We start from the raw sequence: 25,089 nt of genomic DNA on the forward strand, positions 1-25,089 counted from the left end.
AAGAAGCCCAAAAGATGCTAACAATATCTAAGTTGGCTTGGTATTGGTACAATTATGTTGAATATTATCAATATCCTACAAAGATACAGTAATAATATGAACTTTATGAACAGCAAATTAGAGATTTAGAAAAGTTAAACCATATAAGATCATAAAAAACACCAAGAAATATAGCTGAGGTCGTTAGTACTTTTGGTAATAAATCATTTAGTAGTTTGAAAGTTAGGCAGAATACTTGTGTATATTTTAGTGAAAACTAAATTTTACTATATACAACTTAGTTTTTACTAAAATATAAAGTAAGTGATTAGCTGAGATAATAGTAGAAGAAGGTAAGGTAACAAGTACTGATCCAAATTATGTTATATAAAATAGGGAGAAAGGAGTGGATAATGAACTATCGGCTATTTTCTCTATTTTTGTGTCTATTTAGAGGGAGTAGTGCTTAGGGATATTAATGTGGATTAAAGTTTGATTGAATTTTTCGAAAGTAGTGTTTAGTGGTTAATTCATATTTCAATAAAAGATAAAATTTAGGAGGAAAGATATAACGAGATATTTTCTTATTGAAAACTATGATAAAAATAATTTTAATCGTGGTAATATCGCATGTATTAGAAAGATATCATATATGGATGTATAAACAAAGTGTACATGTTTTTTTATAAATTTAAAGTTAATTGGGATGTGAGATTATGAGCGAACAACAGAGCATTGCAAAATGTATTATTGAAAAAGGATTTTTCTCGAGAGATATTCCATCAGAAATAACATCAACAATTTTAAGTAAAAAAATGAATAATATAGATATTTCTGATGCAAGGTTAATTAATAGAAGTCGTAATAAAAAGAGTAAATTAGTAGAATATTCAATTCCTAAAAAAGATAATTTTAGAAGAATCTGTGCTATTCCCCATCCGTTGCATTATTTGGTATTGGCTGAAATTATCGAAGATAATTGGAGTGAATTAAATACTCATTTTAATAAATCTGAAATTTCTTTATCCTCTCCAGTATTAAGCGGTAATTCTATTGAGCCAAAAAAGAAAATGTCAGAAAAAAATAATATAAGAATTGCAAAATTATCTTTAAACAAATATATCTTATGTTTGGATATTAATAGGTATTATCCTAGTATATACACACACTCAATTTCATGGGCATTACATACAAAAGAAATAGCTAAAGCAAACCCTTATAATGATGACCTACTAGGGAATAAACTAGATAAAGCCATAAGAAATATGCAGGATGGCCAAACATTAGGAATTCCCATAGGCCCTATGTCATCTTGGATTATTCAAGAAATAATTGGAACATCTCTTGATGAAGAATTTAAAAATCAGATGGGTTATTCTGTTGAGGGGTATAGATACACTGATGATATGGAGTATTATTTTAAAACTTTTGAAGAAGCTAATAAAGCCTTAACAATTATGAATAAAGTATTGAAATCTTATGAACTAGATTTTAATGTTACAAAAACAAAAATTAATAAGATACCACTATTTCTTGAACCTGAATGGACATTTTATTTTAAAAAATATAAATTTAGAAATGCAAAGAATAAACCAGAACTATCATCGAAGATGCAGGGTGTAGATTTAAAAGAGTATTTTAATCAAATGTTTAAATATAAAAATGAGACTGAAGATAAAGGTATAATGAAATATGCTCTTACCATATTGAGAAATGTTATTATAAAGAAAGAGAATTGGGCTATATTTGAATCTTTATTATTACAAACAGCATTAGTAGAATCTTCTACAATACCCTTAATATTTGAAACTATTGAAACTTATAAATATAGAGGTTATCCAATCAATCTTGAAAAAATTAGTGAATTTATTAATTGTATAATTAAAGAACATATTGAACTAAGAAATGATTATGAAGTATTTTGGGCACTTAGTCTTGCTAATAAATTTGAAATATCTATTGATGAAGAAGTAACAAAAAGCTTATTAAAATATGAAAACTCTATCATAAACATATTGGTGCTGATATTGGAATCTAAGAACTTATTATCAGGGGTACTTGAGTTTTCTTATTATAAAACTCTTATTAATGATAACAACCTCTATGGAGAGAATTGGTTTTTATTATATGAATGTTGTAAAAATGGTTGGTTAGATAAAGATGAAGAGATATTAAGAAATGATATTTTTTTTAAGCAACTTTTAGATAATGATATAACTTTTATTTGTCCAAACTTTTCATATATTAGAGAAAGCGTCAAAAATTCTATAATATCCTTGTGCAAAGAAAAATATACAGAAATGGCAGCTCCAGAAAATAATATAATAACTATCTTTAACGATATCCTTCAAATGTATTCATTTGAACTAGATACTATTCTTAGAGATGAGATAATTAATGTGCTGGAAGCTTATTCATTATTGGATTTAGGTCTAAGGGAAGAAAATGTACCAAGGCCAGGGGACGAAACAGAGCCAGAGGACGAAACAGAGCCAGAGGACGAAACAGAGCCAGAGGACGAAACAGAGCCAGAGGACGAAACAGAGCCAGAGGACGAAACAGAGCCAGAGGACGAAACAGAGCCAGAGGACGAAACAGAGCCAGAGGACGAAACAGAGCCAGAGGACGAAACAGAGCCAGAGGACGAAACAGAGCCAGAGGACGAAACAGAGCCAGAGGACGAAACAGAGCCAGAGGACGAAACAGAGCCAGAGGACGAAACAGAGCCAGAGGACGAAACAGAGCCAGAGGACGAAACAGAGCCAGAGGACGAAACAGAGCCAGAGGACGAAACAGAGCCAGAGGACGAAACAGAGCCAGAGGACGAAACAGGGCCAGGGGACGAAACAGAGAATGAACCAGCAACAGAAGAAAGAAGTAGAGGTATGGAATGGGTAGAGGTGTTCTTGCAAACTAATTTATCTGAAACTAATAGAATAAATATATTTGCGCGCGATTTCGACTATGAGTGAGGAAAAATTGAACCTATTGATTAAATTAAATAAAATGCTTATTTTTTATGGGTTATGAATAGGCCGGTTAAAAATTCTTTTTACTTTTCACTTAGAGTTTGGAATTGCAAAGTTTATTAACATGGGGAAATTAAGAGTGCAATAATAAAATGATTTGGAGTGGTGTAGACAAAGAAGATTAGCAACCCCGAAAAGATATAAATATATATTTTTTCAAGATTAATATAAAAGAACAGTCAGACTTTTATAAAGGATAATTTGATTTATTATCACATAAAATTTTAGAGATTGATTAAATAATGTAAGGATAGTAGGGTATTATGGAAAAAAGTAAAATCAAGTTTTAAATTATACCCAAAATTCGAATCTAAGTCTGAATCGACTTTTTTGATTAAATAAGTGAAAAAAATAGCGAACCAAAACAAACAAAATGTCTAAGTTACGACTTCTATAGGGTTGATGCAGAAATGCTGTCTCAAAGTGCACCAAAGATAAGAAGAGATATAGCTATAAGTTTTTATAAGGTAAATGAACTGAAATTTGTTATTGTAATTGAAGCTAAAAGTGTTTCCATAAAGAATGTAAGTAAGTTAACTCCGGAGTTAGAACAATATATAGATGCAGAACAATATCCAGGTGATGCTTTTGTTCCTAAAATTGGCGTTGCTTTATCAAAACATCCATATGTTTTCGAGTCCAAGAATAATAAATTTGTGAGTATTACTTGGCTTGATATTATAAAAATATTATACGATTTAAGAAAAATAGAACCTAAAGAATTTGAGGATTTTCTTATAAATGAATACTTTAGATTTCTACGAGAAATTAATTCATTATATGTGGTATTGGCGAGTGGAAGAGTCAGAACAGTATTTAAATAGTCTAGGATGGACTAAAGAGGATATAACACACTATGGAGAACCCATCGCTTTCGAAGAGGGTAAAGTGGTCTTGCCTTCTTACCTAGCTCATCTAGTAGAAATAGTTGATGTTGGTAGGATTAGGGAGGATATTAAGGAACTGTGGGAGCCGTTAAGGTTAAAGTATAAAAATTTATTAATGTGAGAATCATAGCACAATTTGTAAAATATAATATCTAATCCTCTATAAGTAGCTAAATATCGTATAAAAAGTAATTTGTATGCTAATATTTATAATTTACAAGTGCCTTTTAGATTGTTATATTGGATTTAGGCTGGAAGGTTTAGCTAATGTTAATTTTGGATAAACATGAGATAAATGGATATAACAGTAGGGTGAATATTGTAAGTCTAGAAAGTTTGGTAAATTACGTACTAGCTATGCAAGGGCATGAGCCTAGGGATTCCTATAAATAGGGTTTCTAAGTAATTTATGAACTGGAGGAGTTTGCATGTTTATTTTTCTGTTAATCCATCTAATTTCTATGTTTGCTTTATTTCCATTAAAAAAGCTATATCCAAAGGTTGCTCCCATTCTATCGGAGTTTCTTGAACTAGGACAGTTTGAGGTAAATATGTATTACTTTGGGTTGACTGCACTGTATTATTATGGTGTTTATCAACTGGCTTCAAACTTTCTTGGTCATTAAAAACATATTATGGGAGGTAGACGTAGTTAATAACTACGTCTTTTTTATTAATCGTAATTTTAAGCGCTTGGATAATTACTAGATATTATGAGGTATTTAGAATAAGGAAACCATTTTTCAAAGCGTTTAGAGCTTTAGTTTTAGTCAAAAATATGATTAAAAAAAGTGTACAATAAGTTGTTAGGGAGAAGAACGAAAATGTAATAAGTTTTAGGAGTGAGACTATATGAGACAATACTGTAATAAATGCAAACAGTTAACTAGACATAAAGTGGTTCATGAATATAGCAGAGTGCATACACCAGAAAATACTCCAGGAATGCAGATTGATTACGCTAAGGGAGCATGGAAAATTATCGAATGTAATGGGTGTGAAGAAGTATCCTTTTATGAGACGTGGCAAACTAGTGAGGATATAGATTATGAAACCGGAATCCCCTATGAACATGTCAAATTATATCCAGAATGTCAGGAGAGTGCTTTAGGCTTTCAACAATTTGAGGCTCTACCCTTAAAGGTAAAGAATATTTATTTCGAAGCAATTCAGACTTTTAATAAGAATTTATATTTCTCTAGTATGGCATGTCTTAGGGCAATTATTGAATCCGTTTGTTCTAATGTAGGTATAGATAAGGGGAGTATAGAGCAAAAAATAAATAAGTTATTTGAAAAGGGGTTTCTTACGAAACAACATGCGGATATCTTACATGAGCATAGATTAATGGGTAACAAATCATTACATGAGCTACAAATACCTACAAAAGAAGAGCTAGTAATTGCTATTAAAATTATAGAACATACCTTGGAAAACATATATGAAATTCATAATAAATGTGAAGAGTTGAAATTTCTTAGGGAGAACAGGTTGAATAAAAAAGGGAGTCTAGGATAGAGCGATTTTCAAATCAAAAGGATAGAGATATAGACTTGTCCTTTTGATTTGAAAATGGGAACGTATTTCTAAAGAAAATCTTTCCTTAAATCGTTAAGAATAACTTTATAGTTGATCTATTAGTAGAAATTTAATGTTCTTGGGAGAATATTAGTAGTCTTAAATGGGGGTCTAAAATAGTAAACTTTTCATTATTATTTTGATTTATTATAGAGCATATGGCTTGTTTTTATGTTATATAGCGCAAAATCATACCGATATTATCCAATTTACATCACAGTTAAGGACCCCAAGGAGGTTCTTAGAGATGAAAGGAATCGTCAAAAAAAATAAGAAAACAGGGGAATACTTTTATAATGTAGATATTGGTATTCACCCTAACAGGTAAACGAAAGCAAAAGAAGAAAAAGGGATTTACTAGTAAGAAAGAAGTAGAAAATACTTTGAAAAAGCTACTTTAAGAAGTTTATACTGGAATATAAGTAAAATCTTGTAAACTATCTTGTGTTGAATATCTCTAGGGTGGATTTAATACAAAGAATCACAGTGTGAGTAATCAGACGAAAAAGTGTTGAAAGTGTATTTAAACAACTGTATCATTTCTTCTCTATACAATATCAATTTAGCTAAGTAAACATTATTGTATATGCGAAACTACGGTAGTTCACTGCGATATGAAGGTTGAAAGTGAAATTTAAATGATCGAAAAATTAAAAAACTCTCCTGGACATGCAATAGATTTAGAACAAACTGTAAATCTATTGCAGTGAAAACCAAGTCGCTTTAAGCTGATAAGGAAGAGTTAGCTGTGTTAAAAGAGCAAGAAGTTGAATTGTTATTTAAAGGTGCACAAGATATTAGATATTCTCTAGAATACGATAAGTTTGGTTACTGAAATTGAGCTTTTTAGTGAAATTTCAATTAAAACCATTCGTAATACGCTTACTTTATGCTTTTGGTGTTAATTCAGTATTTGTTCTCGTTGCAATTTCAGTAGTTTTTTTGCCGATTCTATCTTGAATTTGTTCAATCCGTTTCGGCAGATTATAAACGTAATCTAAAATGATATTAGTGAACTCAATCATTGAAGGCACTAAATCATGATGGAATTTAGCTTCATCTGCATGAGCAGCTGCATTTCCAATTTCCCTCAAAACACTTGCCATATCGTTTAATATTGGAGGTAATATGCCTTTATCTGATAAAGATTTTAACATTGAATATAAATTTCTGCCTTCTTCTCCTTTGTCCTTGCACATCATTTCAAGTGTTCTACGGATAGCAATAGCACATATGGCACCGTCAATTTGTCTTACCTTTATTGCGGCTTCAAAAGCTTTTGCAACATGTTTAGGAATGTAATTAATCTCTATGGTTGTAACTGGATATAATAATTTTTTGGAGACAATATGATTGCCCTGAGGGTTAAATTCCAAACTATTATAACTTGAGTATTCTAAAGTAACGTTGGTACATACTGGACATAGAAAAAGGCGCCATTCATTTGTGTAAGTAACAGCATGAACCGGCGTATAAGGGTTAATATCGTAATCCCAAATATCTTCATCTTCATTATGCTGATATTTTGCAACCTCTTTCATAGATGTTTTATTACCACAATGATGACATGTTAATATTTTTTCATTTTGTACAGTCATAGTTTATTACCACCTCTATTTTATGTAGTTCAACAAATGGCGAAAATCTCTTAGAAATTTAATTTTAATATGAATTGTGAAATCAGTCTGCTAATTTTGGTGTTTGTAAGGAGCCTTAAGTAAATATATCTGAATATGGAAAAATTAATTTAGCAATCATTTTTCCATAGCTAAAGATTTCTTATATCGTGCTCAAAGCTTTGTTCATTACATTTCTTAATATGCCATCAACTTGCTCAGGAGTTTCCGCTGTAAGCACTGTGAATACTTCTTGAAATAATTCGAATGTACGCTTATTAAATTAATTATTTTTCTTACCGAGATGATGATTTCATTTATTCCTTGTGTATTTTCAGTAATTTTTTCGAGGTATTCCAAAGAATATGTTTATCTAATCTTTTTTTCTGATTCCAATCTAATTCTCATTTCAAATTATTTCGTTAATCCAGTAGCTTGGTGATTAAGATTCCATATTTCCATTTGAAAATTCATGTCAGCACACCTGTATTTTGTTGAACTTTATATATTTCTACAAATAACGATAAATTCCTGCAAATAAAGTGAAAAACTAGCAATCTAAGTTCGTCAATTAATGTTTTGGGGTGATAAAATAATAATGTAAATTAACTGTTAGGGAATTTATTATGAACGACGTAAGTGCTTTCCTTGCATTGTTAGGGGATTATTGGAGCCGGAAATAACATTCGGTATTTAATTTTACATGTCTAACAGACAACGAAAATGAGATGTAGAAAAAATGAGAAGGGATAGAATTCCTAAAAATTGTAGTATTTAGCAAAACGTTAAATTTCGATGTTATAAATTAGATTGGAATATACATTATGGATTTCGATTTCAAACCAGTAAAAAATGTAACAAATTTGTCACTTTTTATATGAAATCTATCATTTATTAGACGAATTAATTATCAGTGAAATAGAAAATATAGAAGGGATTCATGGAAGACAACGTGTTTTTGAAGAAGGGGAGAATCAGCAACTTATAGAATATAATTAAGTACTCTTAAAAATAATTTTTAAAAAATGCGAAGATTGGCGAAAATCTGTAAAAAATAAAAAGAAAGCTATATAGAAATCCATATTCCTGCCCTTCATATTCTTAATCAGTTCCTGTAGTTGTAGTCGTCAAGCTTACCTCTCTTGATCTTGCCTTTTTGTAAAACAAATCTTCTCACATAGTGATAGAAAACGTTAGCATCCCTATGATTACTAATACGAGTAATAGGATTGTTTATATTAATACTTTTATTATTTATTACGCTCTTGATACAATCATTCCTCATTTAGAACTATGGCGATTATATTTCCTATCAATTCAGGTGTTTCCACTAAGACATTTACTCGGTATAATGGATTATTTTTAATTGACATCGTAATATAACATAAGATTTTAAATAGGCATAGTAATGGTCAAAATATATTAGTAAACATTTATCTATATTATTGTAAAAAGGAGTGAGTATATGATTATGCTAAATTATACAGAAATTGCGGATTCAAGTTCTGGAAGAATAGAGTTTATTGTCTTTTATGATAGGATTGAAAATTTAGTTAGGTTTTATAACTATTCTCAAGATAATTATGAAGATTATATTAAGGTTAAAAGGAATGAACTTAAAGATTTTGAAAAAGAGATCGAAAATCCTGAAAATAGGACAATTAAGGATGAGTATTTAGGAGAGTATACATTTTCAGAATATGAAATGACTATGACCATTGAGGACGAATTATATGGTATTGAAACAGATTTTTTAGAGTTTCAAAAAATGACATTTATTATATTGTGTTACTCGGAGATAGAGAAGTTTTTTAATAATATTATCAATATTACTATTGGGAAAAATAAAAGTTTAAGAAACTTAAGAAAAAAGATTTTACGTTTAAATAATGATTTGCAGATTGATTTAACTGAATTAATAACAAGAATAGATTCCTTAAGGCTGATAAGAAATAATATTGTACACGACTATGATTATTGGGAGTCAGAAATACTAATTATTGAAGAAGAGACTCAAAAAAAAATTAAAGACCTACAAAATTTAAGTGATGAGATTCTAAGTAATATTTTAAACTTAATAATAGAGAAGATTATTGAGTTTGAAATTGAATATGATAAAAAGGCGATTATTATTAATAATTAATATTACTTGATTTAGTTACCGTATTTGTCGTTAGTATTTTAAATCTGTACACTTAAGTAATAGAAATTTATCGAAAATGGCTAGAAGAACCCGTGAGGAAGAAGAAACAAAGGTTATGGGAGTAGAACCACCTAAACTGCAGCCAGCAAGTTATTTACATTCTGAAGAGAAAAAGATGTTTGAGAAATTTGTTGAACTTCATGATCATTTGTCTGAAGCAGATTCTGAAGATTTATCTCAACTTTGTCAGTACATAGTCTATCATCGTAAAGCTGTAGAGCGCATTGATGAATTAGATATTTTATTGGACGAATATGGAAAGCATTTAATGCAAATTGTAAAATTAGCTAAGTTAAGAATCGAAGAAAAAAATTAAAAACTGTGAATGGAGCACAACAACAGGAGAAAAACCCATTATTGGATTTATCGAAAGAAAGTGATGATATGGAATAGGTGTAACGGTAATCGTATATGTTACACCTATTATGATAAACAAATGTTAGAAATGTATAAATATATTTGGTATCTGAAGATTTTAATATAGGATTTTTCTAGATCATTCAAATGTTCAGTTGTATATCCATAAGCGAGAATTTCTCTCTCGAATTTTTTTCTCTCAATTCTTTAATGGCTTCTTGAAGGAAATTCCCACTTCTAAGGTAATTATCTCCAAGCTTAGTGTGTTTACTGATGTATTGCATGCCATTGACTAGATTGGTAGTTATATAGATAAATCCACATGGGTTATCAGAACTTATACCTTCAATTATTGAAGATATATTTTTTTCTTTTTCCATCAAATTGTTATTCCGTTTATTATTTGCTATTAACATTTCTTTAAAATCGGTAAAAAGGTTATTGTGGGTTCATGCCATATTTTCACCATGTTTATCGGTGTATTTTATACTGGGGATATTACCCATTTTAACTGTGTGCGGATTTTTTGGGTGAAGTGTATCTTGTTTTTATTAGCTTGCCAAAAATTCAAAGTTAAATTTTTTAAATACTTGTTAGTGTCTGTCATTATTCATTCATAATATTTGAGTAATCGAAGGGTAGTGGATATATGCTAATTGCTCAAAATGGATCGGGTTATTGCTCTATTAATAGTGGAAGTACAATTTCTCGATTGAAAACTATCATTGAGAATGGTAACTTCACTGGTGAAAGATACATAAAGGTTAATGATGGTCAATATTTAAAGATTAATCGTGCTTCAATTAAGGTAGATGGAAAAATAAGCGGGGAAAATGTATCAACCACCGAAGAAATTAAGCTTACAAATAAGCAAGAGGATGGAATGCGCTTATGGAAAGGTGAGATGGAAATTATAACAGGGCATGATTGGATGGCACTAAGTGATACTGAAAAGACAAAACTGATTCAACTTAGCATAGACCATATCCAATCCGATGGGGTAGTGAATTAAAAAAAGAGAAATCAAGAGTACGTTAATTTATTGAATAAATATTTTAGTGATAATTTCAAGCGAAGTGAAAAAATAAAGGATATTTTCGCCAATATCACATTAGAGAGTATTCAGAACAAATAAATAAAGTGTGTAATTGTAAACAGGCACTTACTTTATAATAAGTGTCTGTTTGTTTATTAAGGTATACCTTTAAGTAGGGGATTAAATTAGGTGATTTGTTGGTTGTAAAAGCGGATGTATTACTATATAAACGTTTGTAAAACGAAGTATATCCTTTATAAATACTTTTGGATTAGAGCATTGGCAGAGGATGCTTATCACTTTTATAAATGATTTATATATTGAATAGTGTATAAGTACACCTGCTCCTACAATTTTAGATGAAAAATTATGGATATAGTAAACACCTGAAACATTGAACTAGTGCACAGTTTTTATGTTTTTTAGATGTGTGACCAATGGCTCATTAATACCTGTTTAAATGCTTCATTAATAAGTGGCTTGATATACTCTAGACTTGTAACATGTTTCAATTTAATATCAATTTGATTAGGCTCTTTGTCTTTATATTTATCGTTATCTAAATTATCTAAAAATCTATCTTTGTAACGGTATAGTTCTGGAATTGTAATTTTATATTTGACGTATATACTGTCACGATTCCCATTAGGGAAATGAAATAGCAAGCGGTTTCCAATAGTTGATATGGATAAAAATTTCTCGTTACATTGTACTAATTGAAACATGATTCCATCTGAGATATTACAGATAATGGAGGTGTCTAAAGTATGTAAGTTGTTAGCTATGTAATCGTAAATATCGCTTGCAATAGTGCCTTGTTTATTTAGTTTCTTTATAATGTTTTCTTTAGTACGATAAATAGAATTTCCTTTTGGTATTTCGACTATATTCTTTAACTGTATTTGAATATCATTTTTATTTATACTCATATACTCTATTTGTAATTCCTGTAATTTTGATTGGTAAATATCATTTATTGGGTAATTTGCAACCAACATAAACCTTGAATTATTGTCTCCAACTAGTGTTCTGTATCTTAGAATTTGTTCAATAGCTTTATCATCTGCTAATTCTTTTACTTCGATATAAAGGTTTCTTCCTTTCTTATCCTTAAATAAAATATCGCATCTTTTTCGTTCATGAATCACTGATTCTCTTTCAGTTAATGTTAGTCCTTCTTCAAGTAAATCGTGCCTAATTAGTAATTTATTTTGTAAAACAATTTCTTCATTTGGTTTCATGTCATTACGCTCCAGTGTGTATTTTTAGGATAATTTTAACATTAAAATAGTATAGATTTCATTTTTGTTGAGATTTTAGTTTAAAAATAATAGTTACTCTGAAACTGCTATGTATCATTTGAGTACACCCTATTGATACGTTTTGAGGTGCTTGATATACTTGGGATATAAATGTCTCGCATACATGTATCAAAAATAAAGGTGGGATTTCTATGAAATATGGCTATGGTCGAGTATCATCGGCAAGTCAAAATTTAAGTGCACAAATTAAACAACTACAAGAAGCAGGATGTAAAACTATTTTTAAAGAGAAGGTCAGTGGAAGAAAGAAAGAAGATAGAGAGCAGTTCAATCTTCTCCTTGAGACAGTTCAAGAAGGTGATAGTATTGTTGTTACGAAGTTAGATAGGTTTGCTAGAAGTACAAAGGATGCTTTAAACACCATCGAATACTTAAATAGTAAGGGTGTTTCCCTTATTGTTTTGAACATGGGTGGAGATAAAATTGATACAAGTACGACAATTGGCAGGTTAATGATCACTGTTCTATCTAGTATAGCTGAATTTGAAGCTGAAATGATTAAGGAAAGACAATTAGAGGGCATTGAAGCAGCCAAGCAAAGAGGTGTCTATAAAGGAAGGCCTAAGAAATACACAGAGAATAATAGAGGACTACAATATGCCCTTAGATTATTTCACAATAGAAAAACTAATAAGATGACTGTTAAAGAGATTGAAGAAATAACCAAGATAAGTAGAGCGACCCTTTATAGAGCAGTAAGATTACAGAAAAATGGTTATATAAAATGAATTATCATATAGAGAAAAACAGGTATGGGGGCACATATTACCTTTTTCATTGATCTGTATACTGAATAATGTATAAGCACATCTGCTCCTACATTCTAAATATAATTTTAAGATAGTTTTTAGGATTAATGGAATAGAAGATTGAGGGAAAGGTATGAATATTCTATTGAATAGCATTTTAATTTACTAGATGTGGCAGAGGTTATTACATTTTTATTCAGAAAAAATTAGCAAAACAGGAGGACATTATGACAGGTATTACTTTAAAAATATTTCCTGCTTCGTATGGAGATAGTTTTTTGTTTTCGTGTAACGTTAATAAAAAGGCGTATAATATCTTAATTGATACAGGATTTGCAAAAACATATGACAAGTTCCTTAAAAGAGAATTAAGGTCTATTTCTAATAAGGGAGAAAAATTAGATATTTTAATTAACACTCATATACATCTAGACCATATTGGTGGTGCCTTAAAATTTTTAAAAGAAAATCGAGAGGAAAATATAATAGAGATAGATGAGATATGGCATAATGGCTTGGAACAAATAAGGACACTACCTTATGATGAGTGCTTTGATGAGATAGAGGAAGAAATCGTCGAAGAAATTATTAGAAGGGGTTATGAAGTTGAGGTTGAGGGTGAAGAAATAAGTGCTATTAAAGGAGTGTCTCTTTCTGCCTTAATAGAAGAAGGAGGGTACAGTTTAAATACTTTCTTTAAAAATGGGAAGATAGTTGCAGATAGAGTACCTAGAATAGAATTGGATTCAAATACAAGCATATTAATTTTATCCCCTACAACTAATGAGTTAACAGAACTTGAAACAGAATGGGTAAATTGTTTAGATGAAAGAAAGTTTAATTTTAAATTGCCAAAAGATAAAAGGCTGAAGGATGCTTTTGAATTTGTGCTTTCAAGGTTAAAGGGATACTACACAAGGAATGAAGAGATATCTACACAAAAGGAATTAGAGGGTTATTATAAACTTTTATTGGGGAATGATAATTCAGTAGTAAACAGAAGTTCAATTGCGTTTATTATAGAGAATTTCGATAAAAAATTTCTGTTTTTATCTGATGCTAGTATTAATACTATAGAAAAAAGTTTACAGGTTTTAGTTGAAAGAGAGAAATATGAGTTAAACTTTGAAATGATAAAGCTGTCACATCATGGCAGTAAATATAATATTGATGGAAGTTTTTTGGAGAAAGTAACAGCGAAGGATTTTATTATATCAACAAATGGAGAAAAGTTCCAACACCCAGATTATGAAACATTAGCTAATCTTGTGATGACAAATCCAACTAATAGGAAAACGATTATTTTCAACTATCCAATTGATAAGGCATTTTATTTAGATAATGAAGAGTGGAAGAGAAAATATAATTATACGGTTTGTATAAATGACAAAGATAGAGTCTTGGAAAGAAGGTATTAGTATGGCATTTAATACGGACCTGAAGAGGATAGTAGCAGAGATAAAAATTAAAGGTCAGAATGGAACTGGATTTTTAATTGCAGAAAAATATCTTTTGACAGCTAGGCACAATGTTATAAAGCGAGGTGAATCCATTGAAGAAAAAGAGGTAGAAGTATCTTTTTGTAATTTGGGTGATCAACCTGTAATCTCAAAAGGTAGAACCGTCGGGTTAGAATATTCAGTAAATAGCAATACAGATGTTGTTTTAATAGAACTAGAAAATAAAATTTTAGATGTGAATTTTTTGGACTTAATAGAAATGATAAATCCAAATGAACAAAAATTTGAATGGGAGACTTATGGGTATCCTGAAACTTTTTCTAATGGTTATGAAGTAAGGGGAATAATAAATAAAATTGAAACTAAAGAAATTGTTAATAATAAGAAGGTAGATATTCTATTACAAGTTACTGATAATAATTTAGAGAGATACAATGGTTATTCAGGAGCACCAATTATCGTAAATAATAAAATAATAGGTATGCTAGTTAGACAAGATACTAACGATAAATTAGAGGGAATTAGTGTAAAGCTATTCAGGGATATCATTGATCAAAGATTTGATTCTGACTTTATAAAACTAAAAGAATTAAGGAATAATGCTTTTAAGAAATATGGGATTGAATTATGTGAGGGATGGTTCAAAGATAAGTTAGATGAAGCAATTAAAATAGCTGGTCCTAGATATACGCCTAACTTAAATGTTAATACCATATTGAAAGATGAATTGTTGTATTTTAGTAGAAGAAATGAAGTTAAATTGTCTGTAAAGAATTTAATAAGTGACTTGAAAGAAAAGGCTTTTTGGTGGAAATCATCTATTCAAAATAACAGCAGGGGGGATAGAGAAAGGGATTCTCCGAATGGATGTATTGAATTGGGAGAAGCAATTTTAAGTGAAACTTACAAAGTTTTGGAAGCAATTATAGAATACTATAATGTTAGTAAATTAGACAGGAAAACTATAAATAAAGTTTCTGAATTAACTGAACAAATAAATAATATCAGAGGTTTAATAACTGATTGTATGCCAATATTAATTGAGAAATTTGAAGAAAAACATGGTAAGGGGCAACACTTAAATAGACGTTTTAAGGAGTTCATGGCTGAATATCATGTATCATTTCCTACTAGGCATATTGATAGCTTGAAGGAATTAGAAGGAGCTTTAAAAAAGGTAGAAAAGTATATAAAATATAGTAAATACAATCTATCTTTAGAAAAAAAGTTACTTTTAACTGGAGTAGCCGGGGTTGGTAAAACTCATAGCATATGTGATTTAGCTAAGGAAAACTTGGAATTTGGTATCCCATCTATCATATTTTATGGTCAATACTTTAGGGATAAATCCCCAGAAGAAGTAATTCAAGATAGGTTAGATTTTCCTACTGATATAATATTTGATGACTTTTTGTATGAACTGAATAATATTGGTGAAGATATTGATAAGCCTGTAATATTGTACATTGATGCAATTAATGAGACTAGTAATAGGGAGTATTGGCAGGACTATCTAGAATCATTTTTAGCAAAATTTGATAGATATAAATGGTTAAAAATAGTACTGTCCTGTAGAACAACTTATCTAGATGATACATTCCCAGATGAAGTCAAGATAGAGGTTATTGAGCATACAGGATTCAAAGCAAATGAATTTGAAGCCTATACGGAATATTTTAGGTATTACAACTTAGAAAACCCATCAATTCCCCCTATGCAGAAGGAGTTTTCTAATCCATTGTTCTTAAAAATGTATTGTGAAACACTAGCAGAAAATAAAGAACAACATTTTTTGACAAAATTTCTTGGAATTAATGATCTTATAGAAGAGTTTTTGAAACAAAAGAATCGAAAAATTTCAAAAGAGTTTAAAAAGCTCTTGGAAAAAGAAAAGTTGATCCATAAAGCTGTAGAACTATTAGCATTAGAAATGCATAATAGAAGGAAATTGTATCTTTCTTGGGGAGATGCAAAGGAACTAGTAGATGGATTGAAGCCAAGTTTGGAAACTGAATTTTTTCAAATGTTAATTTCCGAAAATTTATTAAAGGAAGATGATTTTGAAGGGCCAACAATTTCATTTGCATTTGAAAGGCTATTTGAATTTATTTTAGCTGAAAAGTTCTTGGAGAACTATAAATCAAAGTCAGAGTTAGAAGAAGCATTTAAAGAAAAAGGCGACTTATTTTTACTGTTTGAGAGTCCAACTTCGTACAGAGGTCTTATAGAGGCGATTGTAATAATCGTCGCTGAAAGATACCATTTAGAATTATTTGAAATTATGGATATTGAAGATGGTTTATTGTATGAAATAATACTAGACTCTTTCTATTGGAGAAGTGAAGAGGCATTTTCTCACAAAAGTGAAATGATAATAAGAAAAACTTTGATGAATAGCAAGGATCAAAAACTAATAAAAAAAGCTCTATTAACTATTATATCTCTTTCGCTTAGACCAAAGAACTTATTTAACGCAAGGTATTTTCATAAATTATTTAAAGGACAGCCAATTGTACATAGAGATGCCTTTCTTGGTTATTGGCTTCTAAAGGGATACAGTAATGAATCGGAAGTAAAAAGAATTGTTGATTGGGCTATAGCTTTAAAAATAAAAGGTCTTGATATCGAAATTATGAATCTATGGAGCATAATTCTTTCATGGTTTTGCGGTAGTAATGATTTGGATTTAAGGGATTATTCTAGTAAAGCATTAAGTAATATTTTTTATTTATATCCAGAAGTAATAATTCCTACAATAGAAGAATTTAGATATGTAGATGATGACTATATAAGTGAAAGAATTTGGGGTGCTATTTATGGTTCATTAATTAAAAACAGAACTAAAGAGTATCTCACAAAGCTGGTAGACTATATATGGATTGGTTATTTTCAGAAGGGGCTTACAAATAATGCTGTAATACGGGATTATATGCGTGGAATAGCGGAACTCTCTGTGGTTTTAAATTGTTTTCCGGAAGGAAAACGGATAGAAGATTTTAGACCGCCATATAGTAGTAGAAAATTAATAACCCCAACAAAAAAGCAAATGAAAGATTTACTTAAAGAAAAGAATTATCAGGACCTGCACTTCAGTTGTACAGATGGGGATTTTAATAAGTATACTCTTAATACCGAATTAAGTGATTATCCTATCTCGAAAGAGGAATTGGGCAGAGTTATCTATAGAGATGTACTAGAGATGGGATATAATGAGAGGTTAGAGGGGCTAGATGAGTATATTGGATATACATATGGAGCTGGAAGAGGAAGAGATCATTTCGTTGAAAGGGTAGGGAAAAAATATCAGAAGATCTGCTTAAATAGAATTATAGGACAAATAAAGGATAACTATTGTAAAAAAAGAAGAGAGTGGATTGTAGAGGAAATAATTCCATTTGAACAAGCTTTGGGACATAGAGGAATAGATCAAAGTACAGTTCCTAATACAAAAGTAGTAAATGATTTTATTACAACTACATTAAATTACGATTTTAGATTGGTAGAGGGTTTACCATGTAAGGATTGGTTAAGGAATGAAGATGTACCAGATATCAAATCCGAATTGACAAAGAATTATCATCAAGATGACTGGATTTTACTTAAAGCATATTTTGATTTCAACTCTTATACCGAATATGATTTGGAGAAATATCCGTACAAAAATATTTGGTTTCAGATCAGAAGTTATCTAATAGAAAAAGAAAAAATGTCAGCTTATAAGGAATGGGTGAAAGATAAAAATTTCATGGGGCGTTGGATGCCTGAAGGATATGATAGCTTATATGAAGGGTGGCTTGGTGAGTACCCATGGAGCCCGCATTTCAAAAATATCTTAAGAAATCATGAACAAGATCAGGAAGTGGTGGGGGGAAAATTACCATTTAAGTTGATCTCAACTACTAATGAATATTCTTCTGAAGGAGACTCAGATTCATTTAGAACTAAATATGACTATAATCTTATCCTTCCGTCAGTAAAATTTTTTAGTGATTTAGATTTAAAGTGGAACGGTGAAAATGGATATTTACTTGGAGAGGATTTAGTTTTTATAAGTTCAAATGATAAGTTTAAAGGGTTGTATGTTAAAAAAGAATTTTTAGATAGATTTTTAAAGGAGAATGATTTAACGCTAGTATGGACTAATTTAGGAATGAAACAAATAATAAGTAAGGAACGGAATGATAGTGAAGGGGAAGCAGAGATAAGTGAATCTTATGTTTATGAGAATGAAAATATACAAAAGGTTCATTCATTATATAAAATTAATATCTTTTAAAATGAAAAGATAAGGGAGGAGTGATATATTGCTACTCCTCCCCTATAGATTATTGATCAAACTATACTTATTATGTTGCCTTAATATATCTTTGTTTGTCATATTAATATATTTTCTAACCATCTCAATTGATGAATGTCCTAATATCTTTTGAAGAGTCATCACATCGCCGTTATTAAGCAAATAATACTTTGCAAATGTATGTCTAAAAGTGTGAGGAGAGACCCTTATCGCTTTAATTCCTGCATTATTACCATATGTTTTTAATCTTTGTCTAAATCGTGCAGGATCAATGATATTCCCATAAACAGTAGCAAATATATGCAGGGTATCAAATTCCTCAATTTCAACTAGTAATTCACGCAGTAGCTTACTAGTCTTATGGGAAATCGGTACATATCGAATTTTACGTTTTTTTGTATTAGTAGTTTTAATTCAATCACATTCGTTTTGAAATCAATATCCTCTTGTTGAAGGTTTAACGCTTCACTAATACGCATTCCCGTATCAGCAAGTAACATCATTAATACATAGTCCCTAAATCCTGCGTATGTTCGTTGATTTGGCTGTTTAAGTAAAGTTTTTAATTGATCAACGGATAATGCTTCTATATTATCTTTTGCTTCTTTTAATGATTTAATTTTTGTAAAAGGATTTAAATGTACATAATCCTCTTCAACGAGAAAGTTGTAGAATGCCCTCATATGCTTCATGATAGTATTTATATAAGAAACGGAGACACCAACGGATTTATATTCTTCCCTAACACAATGGTTATTTTTATGCTTAACGTGGTCGTTTTTCAAGTAATACAAGAACGCTCTAATAGTATTTGTATCGATTGTATTAGGTGATACGTCTTCATGATATTCTTCTAAATATCGATGAAATACTAAGAAATATACCTTCTTATTTTCAAGTGTTCTTCTTGCAAGTCCTTCTGCTTCTTTTGCAAACATATAAATGTTAAATAACTCTTGGAATGTGTAAGTTTCAACTTGTTTAAACTCAATACTTGTACGACCTAACTTTGCTTTACCTCTTTTACCTGTTCTGGACAAAATAAAACGCCTCCTTATATCGGTAATTTGGTTTACCGTATAAGAAGACGTGAATGACTTGCACCCTAAAAAGTAAATGGCCGCAACACTAGGATGATTTTTGGTGTGCAAAGGATAAAACCTTAACACTTACAAACCCTTGTAAAATACGGTCTCATTTACAACTATGACCCCGGAGAGGCTCGAACTCACGACCTCCACCCTGTCAAAGTGGCGCTCTCATAGCTAAGTTATGGGAGGTAACTACTTTTCAATTTTCAAACCTAATCCACGAAATCTATTAATCTGCACCCAATTACTTCCTTCTTATCTCCTCATATCCTATAATTAATCTATAAAATTAAATGGGGGTAATTTCCAAGATGAAGCTTCAAATCATCAACCAAAAAGCTACTCAATTTGAACCCGATATTTCATTGCTTACTGAAAAAGAATCAGGGCGCCAAGAATTCGTAAAACGTTTTCCATTAGAATCCTTAAGAAATCTCACCATAGAAGAATATGCAAATACCAAAACAAAAGATTGTTTTAATTACTGGCTCGAGCGAAAAAATATTTTAGGCGGCATTGGCGGAGCTAATTCTGCTAAATTCGGTATTTATCTTGCTAAAACTGGTGAGTACTGTAAAAGTTACGGTAAACAAAAAGTGGTATTAAAAGATGAACAGTTACAAGAAGAATTTAGAGCTCTAAAAGAGGGGATTTGTGAAGCGATTCAACTTGCAAAGGAAGGCCGCATTTCTGAAATTGTTACATTAGATTTACCAATTTATAATATGATAATGCTAAAAATTTTAAATATTTATGTTCCAGAGAAATTTTTAAATATTTATTCACCACCAATATTGATTGAACTTGGGAAGGAATTACATATAAAAGATGAATTGCTTACTCCTCAGAATGCAATTGCTTTGAATCATGCAGTGTTACATGCTATTAAGAAAGAAAGTGTTTTTTTAGATTGGTCTAATGAAAAAATTTCAAGATTTATCTGGGATACATTTTCCGAACGGGATAAATCCCTTGCTAAGAATACAAACTATTGGTTAGCTGGACATACATATGGAAAAGATCGTTCCATCCAAGATTATTTGTTGGCAAACAATTGCATAGCGATAGGATTTTCACATGAGGATTTATCATCTTTTCTAGAAGAAGAAAATATTGAGGATATCATTGATGAGAAAGAAGAAACATCAGCAGGACAAAAAGCATTAAAGCAATTTTTAAAAATGAAAGAGGGAGACCTTGTTGCTTTAAAAACATCTTTTACTCGAAAGGTTGATGGGAAGACAAGATCAGTGTTACGGGTTAGCGCTGTTGGAAAAATTACCAAAGATACTATCGATGGTTATGAATTCTCCGAGGAGTACGGGCATCTCCTTCCAGTCGAGTGGATTAATACTGAGGAGAGAGAGTTCATAGGTTACGGAGGATATCGTAGTACATTAAATGAAGTGAAAAATAAAAATGTAATTAACTTAGTATTTATGCAGGGAAAGGAAATTAGCAATAGGCCCCAAGAATCTACTGAAGTGTCAGACTCAGATCCAAGAAACTATGTATTTTTTGGGCCGCCTGGAACAGGGAAAACATATCAAATCGTTGAACGTGCTCTTGAATTAATCGATAAAAGAACATATGAGGAACTGAAGGTAGATGGACGAGAAGCATTACAACAAGAGTTTTCACGTTTAACCAAAGCAGGACAAATTCATCTCGTAACGTTTCATCAGTCCTATGGATATGAAGATTTTATAGAAGGGCTGAAATCTGATGGGAAAGGGAACTTTGTACCAACAGATGGTATTTTGAAAAAAGCCGCTCTTGAAGCGATGTATGAAGGAATTCAAAGCACTAGTCAGGACTTTTCTAATGAAGTTCGTTTTGAGCAACTATATGATTACCTGATTGAAAATGGTCTGAAGAATAATATTCAATTCGAATCAAAAACAGGAACAACAAATTTCATTTCATACATTTCAGAGCAAAATAATATTGTTATAACGAGTGAAGATGTAAAAACTAGTTCAATAGTTTCAAAGAATCGTTTACTAAGCCTGTATCGCTATGTTCAGGATCATGATATTGATTGGAAGAATAATACTATGTTTGTTCGTGAGGCGATTGGTGGGTGTAATCAGACGAGATATTGGTCTGTACTAAATTGGATATTAGAAAAAATGGAAGATACAACAGAAGAAGAAAAAATTGAGGTTGAAGGAGAAGAGAAAAAGGTAATTATTCAAAAGGCATTGCTGGAAAACGGTTCGTTTGATTATTCGAATGCGAAAAAACATGTTGTAATTATTGATGAAATGAACCGAGGTAATATTTCTAAGATTTTTGGTGAGCTATTAACGTTACTGGAAGAGGATAAGCGTTTAACACAAAGTAATGAATTGATTGTTGAATTACCTTATTCAAAAGAGAAGTTTTCGTTACCTCCCAATCTATATGTAATTGGGACAATGAATACGGCTGACCGCTCTATAGCTTTGCTTGATACAGCGTTACGTCGCCGCTTTGTGTTTGAAGAAATCATGCCAAATACTGATCTTCTTGAATCGATTGGTGATGAAATTGACCTTGCTGAAATGCTTTCTGTTATTAATAAGCGGATTGAAGTACTGTATGATCGCGATCATATGATTGGGCATGCGTATTTTATAAACGCGAAAACAGATAATGAAGTTATAGCTATTTTTCAAACGAAAATCATTCCACTTTTACAAGAGTATTTTTATGATGATTGGGAAAAGATTGGTCTTGTTTTGGGGGGAATAGGGAGTTCAAAAGAAGATCAATATATTGTTTATAAAGAAGAAGTTAATGTAAATGAACTGTTTAAACAAAAGCCATCTATTTATATTCCTGCACTGTACCGAGTAAAACGAAAATTAACAGCGCAAGAGCTAATAGCGATTTATGAATAAGACAATTATAGTGCGTGAGGCATATGACTGGATTACAGAAAACGACGTTACAGCAGAACAATTTGATGAGCTTATACGGTATATTGAAGAGAAATATCCAAATGACCAAGTGATTGATCAGAAGTACAAACGAATGCGCTTTATTAATTATGTTGGCGTGATACAATGTTCGGACGTGCGGTACGAAATTATTCCTAAATTAAAACTCACACCTACTGACGATCGAAAGGCATTGCTAGGAATGCTTTCAATTACAGGCTTTTTGCCGGTTTCATTTTATGAGGAAGTACTAAATGGCGAGGATAGAGGAGAACTGCTTACGGCATTTCTTGCTACATTTCTTACCCGTTTGCTGAATGAACTCAGAAAAGGGACTTATAAAACATACGAACGTCATGAAGAAAATTTAAATACACTGCGTGGCAAACTCGAGCTTAGTAAACACATTTATAAGAATGTATTTCAAAAAACAAAAGCATATTGTGCATTTGATGAATATACGGAAAATAACTCTTTGAACCAGCTATTTAAATGTGCATTGCTCATTGTAAAAAAGCATACAAAAATACATACTTTAAAACTTTATCTTGAGCGCTGTTTAGGCTACTTAGAACCTGTGGATGTAGTACATTTTACAGAGAAGGAATTTAAAAGCATTACATTTAACCGACAGAATGAACGTTTTCGTCAAGCTGCTTTATTTGCTAAGCTAATCGTTGAGCGGGCAACGATTTATAGTAAAGGGCGAGGAGCATCATCGTTCTCTTTCTTATTTCAAATGAATATGTTGTTTGAAAAATATATTGAAGTAGCATTACAAGAGGCTATTGGTAATAATAAAATAATCAGTCAACATGCAGAAAAGAGGCTATTACGTAATAAGAAGAGTGGACGCCAGAACATTTTATTAAAACCAGATTTTGTGATTAATAATGTGATAATCATGGATACGAAGTGGAAAAGTGCAACAAATAATGGAAGAAGTAGTTATGTTCAGAGTGACATTTATCAAATGTATGCGTATGTAACTGCTTATAAGGAAATTCAAAGGTGTATTCTGCTTTATCCGAAACAAGATGGAGAAGTTATACATCCCGTGTGGGAAGTTATTGATACAGAAAAAACTATTGAAATGTGCACGGTAAGAATTGATGAATTTTCCGAGACTGTGCGAGAATTAGAGGGAATTCTACAAAAACAAGTTAAATAATTTTGTAAAGACACTCGATTGAATAGGGGTGTCTTTTATTATAGAAATCAAATCTCTTTTGGGGAAGTATGAATATTCAGTTTGTTTTAATTGAAATAGAAATGAACTTATTATATAATAAGTTCAAGAAAATTTTTCCTTTTTAATCATTCCTAAATAACCACAAACCTTTCGGGTTTACGATTCATTACAAGTAAGTGTATAAAACATATACGCTAATTTGTATTACGAATGTATTCCTGGGAGGTTTTTTTGCGTTATGGAATAGGACAAGTATTGACCTAACAAGGATGTGATAGGATGTCTTAACTTTTTAAGAAATGTAATAAGGAAGTAAGAATTTTGAATTTCAAAATACAAAAGAAGGTGAAAAAAGATGAGAGGAGCAGTCTCGTCTTTTTTATTTCGAAAGGAGAAGGACATGGGTAAGAAAATTATGGTTCAATCTGTAAAGTTGGTAAAAGACAGTAATCGAATTTATGATATTGAGAAAAAGAAAATCACTTGTCCAGCGGATGCTGTACGGTTTGCACAGATTATATTTGATATAGAATCAAGACCTAATGAAATTTTTGGTGTATTTAACTTAAACACAAAGAATGAAATTATTGGATGTAGCATTGTGTTCGAAGGAACTGTTGATTCATCGTTAGTCCATCCACGCGAGACGTTCCGCACAGCAATATTAAACAATGCATCTTCAATAGTATGTTTCCATAACCATCGTGCGACACGTTCCTAACTGAAAAGGTTACGCACGCTGTCTGAACGTCATTTATGGCAAGTAAGGGAGTCGTGAACTCTTAACTCGATAGGTAGAATGATAGGGTAACGCCTTGAAATGCCTACTCTAATACTCCGACATGCGTTATTCGAATGTGTATAAGAATAGGGTGTGAAGCTCGGTGAAGTCGGCTGAAAGTTGTCGTAGTACTCATGAGTAACCGAAAGCTAACCAGAGGTGGTTGGTACAACTGATAGGTCGGGAGTCGTGAAAAACTTAATATGGTGAGAATGTGATAAAACACTGACGAACTAGCGAACGAAATGTCTGTAAGTGAAACTACTTAGAAATGAGTAGACTTGATGAAAACTTCAAGTGCGTTCCGTGGGCGAGTAAGTATGGTGGTTTCGAAAGCTCCATGCATCGTTACAGGCGATGGAGAGGACGCCAGGCAAGAGCTAGCACCTAAGTTAAGAATAGATAGAGTTAAGGGAACGTGGAAAGCTATCAACATGGAGAGTACACACTCTATGAAGTGGTAGGGAGGAAAGGAATATATCTATAACTTCCTTTTATGATAGTGAGAGTAGAGGCAGGAGTGATGAAGTTTCTGTAATGGAAATGGAACAATAGCCTCAAGTCGTTTCGCCTAAACTATTTCAACTC

The 25,089-nt window shown here is 31.2% G+C and carries 17 protein-coding genes and 1 pseudogene; 14 read left to right on the forward strand and 4 right to left on the reverse strand.

Features of this window, described 5'->3' with window-relative positions; genetic code table 11:
- Positions 1 to 695 precede the first annotated feature (695 nt).
- From ACW0JX_RS28440 to ACW0JX_RS28455, 4 genes are all read left to right on the forward strand, one after another.
- On the forward strand, positions 696 to 2,951 hold the full coding sequence (locus tag ACW0JX_RS28440) for an RNA-directed DNA polymerase (RefSeq protein ID WP_459245844.1): 2,256 nt from the start codon (positions 696 to 698) through the stop codon (positions 2,949 to 2,951).
- Between the two features lie 467 nt (positions 2,952 to 3,418).
- A complete protein-coding gene (locus tag ACW0JX_RS28445; RefSeq protein WP_459245845.1) occupies positions 3,419 to 3,832 on the forward strand; it encodes a hypothetical protein in 414 nt (137 codons plus the stop codon).
- Between the two features lie 915 nt (positions 3,833 to 4,747).
- Positions 4,748 to 5,413 (forward strand): DUF4145 domain-containing protein, encoded by a 666-nt coding sequence (locus ACW0JX_RS28450; protein ID WP_098869373.1) that lies wholly within the window; start codon positions 4,748 to 4,750, stop codon positions 5,411 to 5,413.
- A 365-nt stretch (positions 5,414 to 5,778) separates the two neighbouring features.
- Positions 5,779 to 5,874: an Arm DNA-binding domain-containing protein gene (locus ACW0JX_RS28455; RefSeq protein WP_257206409.1), complete on the forward strand. Its 96-nt coding sequence runs from the start codon at positions 5,779 to 5,781 to the stop codon at positions 5,872 to 5,874.
- A 486-nt stretch (positions 5,875 to 6,360) separates the two neighbouring features.
- On the opposite strand, the gene ACW0JX_RS28460 is transcribed toward ACW0JX_RS28455, so the two are convergent.
- Positions 6,361 to 7,071: a DUF4145 domain-containing protein gene (locus ACW0JX_RS28460; protein WP_098869374.1), complete on the reverse strand. Its 711-nt coding sequence runs from the start codon at positions 7,069 to 7,071 to the stop codon at positions 6,361 to 6,363.
- A 1,483-nt stretch (positions 7,072 to 8,554) separates the two neighbouring features.
- Here ACW0JX_RS28460 and ACW0JX_RS28465 point away from each other — a divergent pair.
- From ACW0JX_RS28465 to ACW0JX_RS28475, 3 genes are all read left to right on the forward strand, one after another.
- Positions 8,555 to 9,232, forward strand: coding sequence for a hypothetical protein (locus tag ACW0JX_RS28465; protein ID WP_459245846.1), 678 nt, complete (start codon positions 8,555 to 8,557; stop codon positions 9,230 to 9,232).
- Positions 9,233 to 9,308: 76 nt separating this feature from the next.
- Positions 9,309 to 9,608, forward strand: coding sequence for a hypothetical protein (locus ACW0JX_RS28470; protein WP_459245847.1), 300 nt, complete (start codon positions 9,309 to 9,311; stop codon positions 9,606 to 9,608).
- Positions 9,609 to 10,298: 690 nt separating this feature from the next.
- Positions 10,299 to 10,661: a hypothetical protein gene (locus ACW0JX_RS28475; protein WP_459245848.1), complete on the forward strand. Its 363-nt coding sequence runs from the start codon at positions 10,299 to 10,301 to the stop codon at positions 10,659 to 10,661.
- A 446-nt stretch (positions 10,662 to 11,107) separates the two neighbouring features.
- On the opposite strand, the gene ACW0JX_RS28480 is transcribed toward ACW0JX_RS28475, so the two are convergent.
- The gene (locus ACW0JX_RS28480; RefSeq protein WP_459245849.1) at positions 11,108 to 11,926 is read right to left on the reverse strand and encodes an endonuclease NucS domain-containing protein; all 819 of its coding nucleotides are present in this window, start codon (positions 11,924 to 11,926) and stop codon (positions 11,108 to 11,110) included.
- 212 nt (positions 11,927 to 12,138) lie between these two features.
- Between ACW0JX_RS28480 and ACW0JX_RS28485 the strand changes: the two genes are divergently transcribed.
- The 3 genes from ACW0JX_RS28485 to ACW0JX_RS28495 all read left to right on the forward strand — a co-directional run bounded on the left by ACW0JX_RS28485 (position 12,139) and on the right by ACW0JX_RS28495 (position 18,492).
- Positions 12,139 to 12,735: a recombinase family protein gene (locus ACW0JX_RS28485; RefSeq protein WP_459245850.1), complete on the forward strand. Its 597-nt coding sequence runs from the start codon at positions 12,139 to 12,141 to the stop codon at positions 12,733 to 12,735.
- Positions 12,736 to 12,983: 248 nt separating this feature from the next.
- Positions 12,984 to 14,174: an MBL fold metallo-hydrolase gene (locus ACW0JX_RS28490; RefSeq protein WP_459245851.1), complete on the forward strand. Its 1,191-nt coding sequence runs from the start codon at positions 12,984 to 12,986 to the stop codon at positions 14,172 to 14,174.
- A gap of 1 nt (position 14,175) precedes the next feature.
- Positions 14,176 to 18,492, forward strand: coding sequence for a trypsin-like serine protease (locus ACW0JX_RS28495; protein ID WP_459245852.1), 4,317 nt, complete (start codon positions 14,176 to 14,178; stop codon positions 18,490 to 18,492).
- A gap of 42 nt (positions 18,493 to 18,534) precedes the next feature.
- Here the strand turns inward: ACW0JX_RS28495 and ACW0JX_RS28500 are convergent, their stop codons facing one another.
- Both ACW0JX_RS28500 and ACW0JX_RS28505 read right to left on the reverse strand, forming a co-directional pair.
- The gene (locus tag ACW0JX_RS28500; protein WP_459245970.1) at positions 18,535 to 18,927 is read right to left on the reverse strand and encodes a tyrosine-type recombinase/integrase; all 393 of its coding nucleotides are present in this window, start codon (positions 18,925 to 18,927) and stop codon (positions 18,535 to 18,537) included.
- Entirely contained in the window at positions 18,843 to 19,553 is a 711-nt protein-coding gene (locus tag ACW0JX_RS28505; protein ID WP_459245853.1) for a tyrosine-type recombinase/integrase, read from the reverse strand. The genes ACW0JX_RS28500 and ACW0JX_RS28505 overlap by 85 nt, the downstream gene beginning before the upstream one ends.
- A 362-nt stretch (positions 19,554 to 19,915) precedes the next feature.
- On the opposite strand from ACW0JX_RS28505, the gene ACW0JX_RS28510 reads away from it, so the two are divergent.
- The 4 genes and pseudogenes from ACW0JX_RS28510 (at position 19,916) to ACW0JX_RS28525 (ending at position 24,965) form a co-directional block, all read left to right on the forward strand.
- Positions 19,916 to 22,489 carry an McrB family protein gene (locus ACW0JX_RS28510; protein WP_459245854.1) on the forward strand — a complete coding sequence of 858 codons (2,574 nt, stop codon included), beginning with the start codon at positions 19,916 to 19,918 and terminating at the stop codon, positions 22,487 to 22,489.
- A complete protein-coding gene (locus ACW0JX_RS28515; RefSeq protein WP_459245855.1) occupies positions 22,482 to 23,699 on the forward strand; it encodes an McrC family protein in 1,218 nt (405 codons plus the stop codon). Before ACW0JX_RS28510 ends, ACW0JX_RS28515 begins: the two co-directional genes overlap by 8 nt.
- A 421-nt stretch (positions 23,700 to 24,120) precedes the next feature.
- Positions 24,121 to 24,438, forward strand: a pseudogene (locus ACW0JX_RS28520) (JAB domain-containing protein); the annotation flags it as partial.
- 347 nt (positions 24,439 to 24,785) lie between these two features.
- Positions 24,786 to 24,965: a hypothetical protein gene (locus ACW0JX_RS28525; RefSeq protein ID WP_000858401.1), complete on the forward strand. Its 180-nt coding sequence runs from the start codon at positions 24,786 to 24,788 to the stop codon at positions 24,963 to 24,965.
- The last annotated feature ends 124 nt before the right edge of the window (positions 24,966 to 25,089 follow it).

The organism is Bacillus sp. C-3-6, assembly GCF_054509685.1.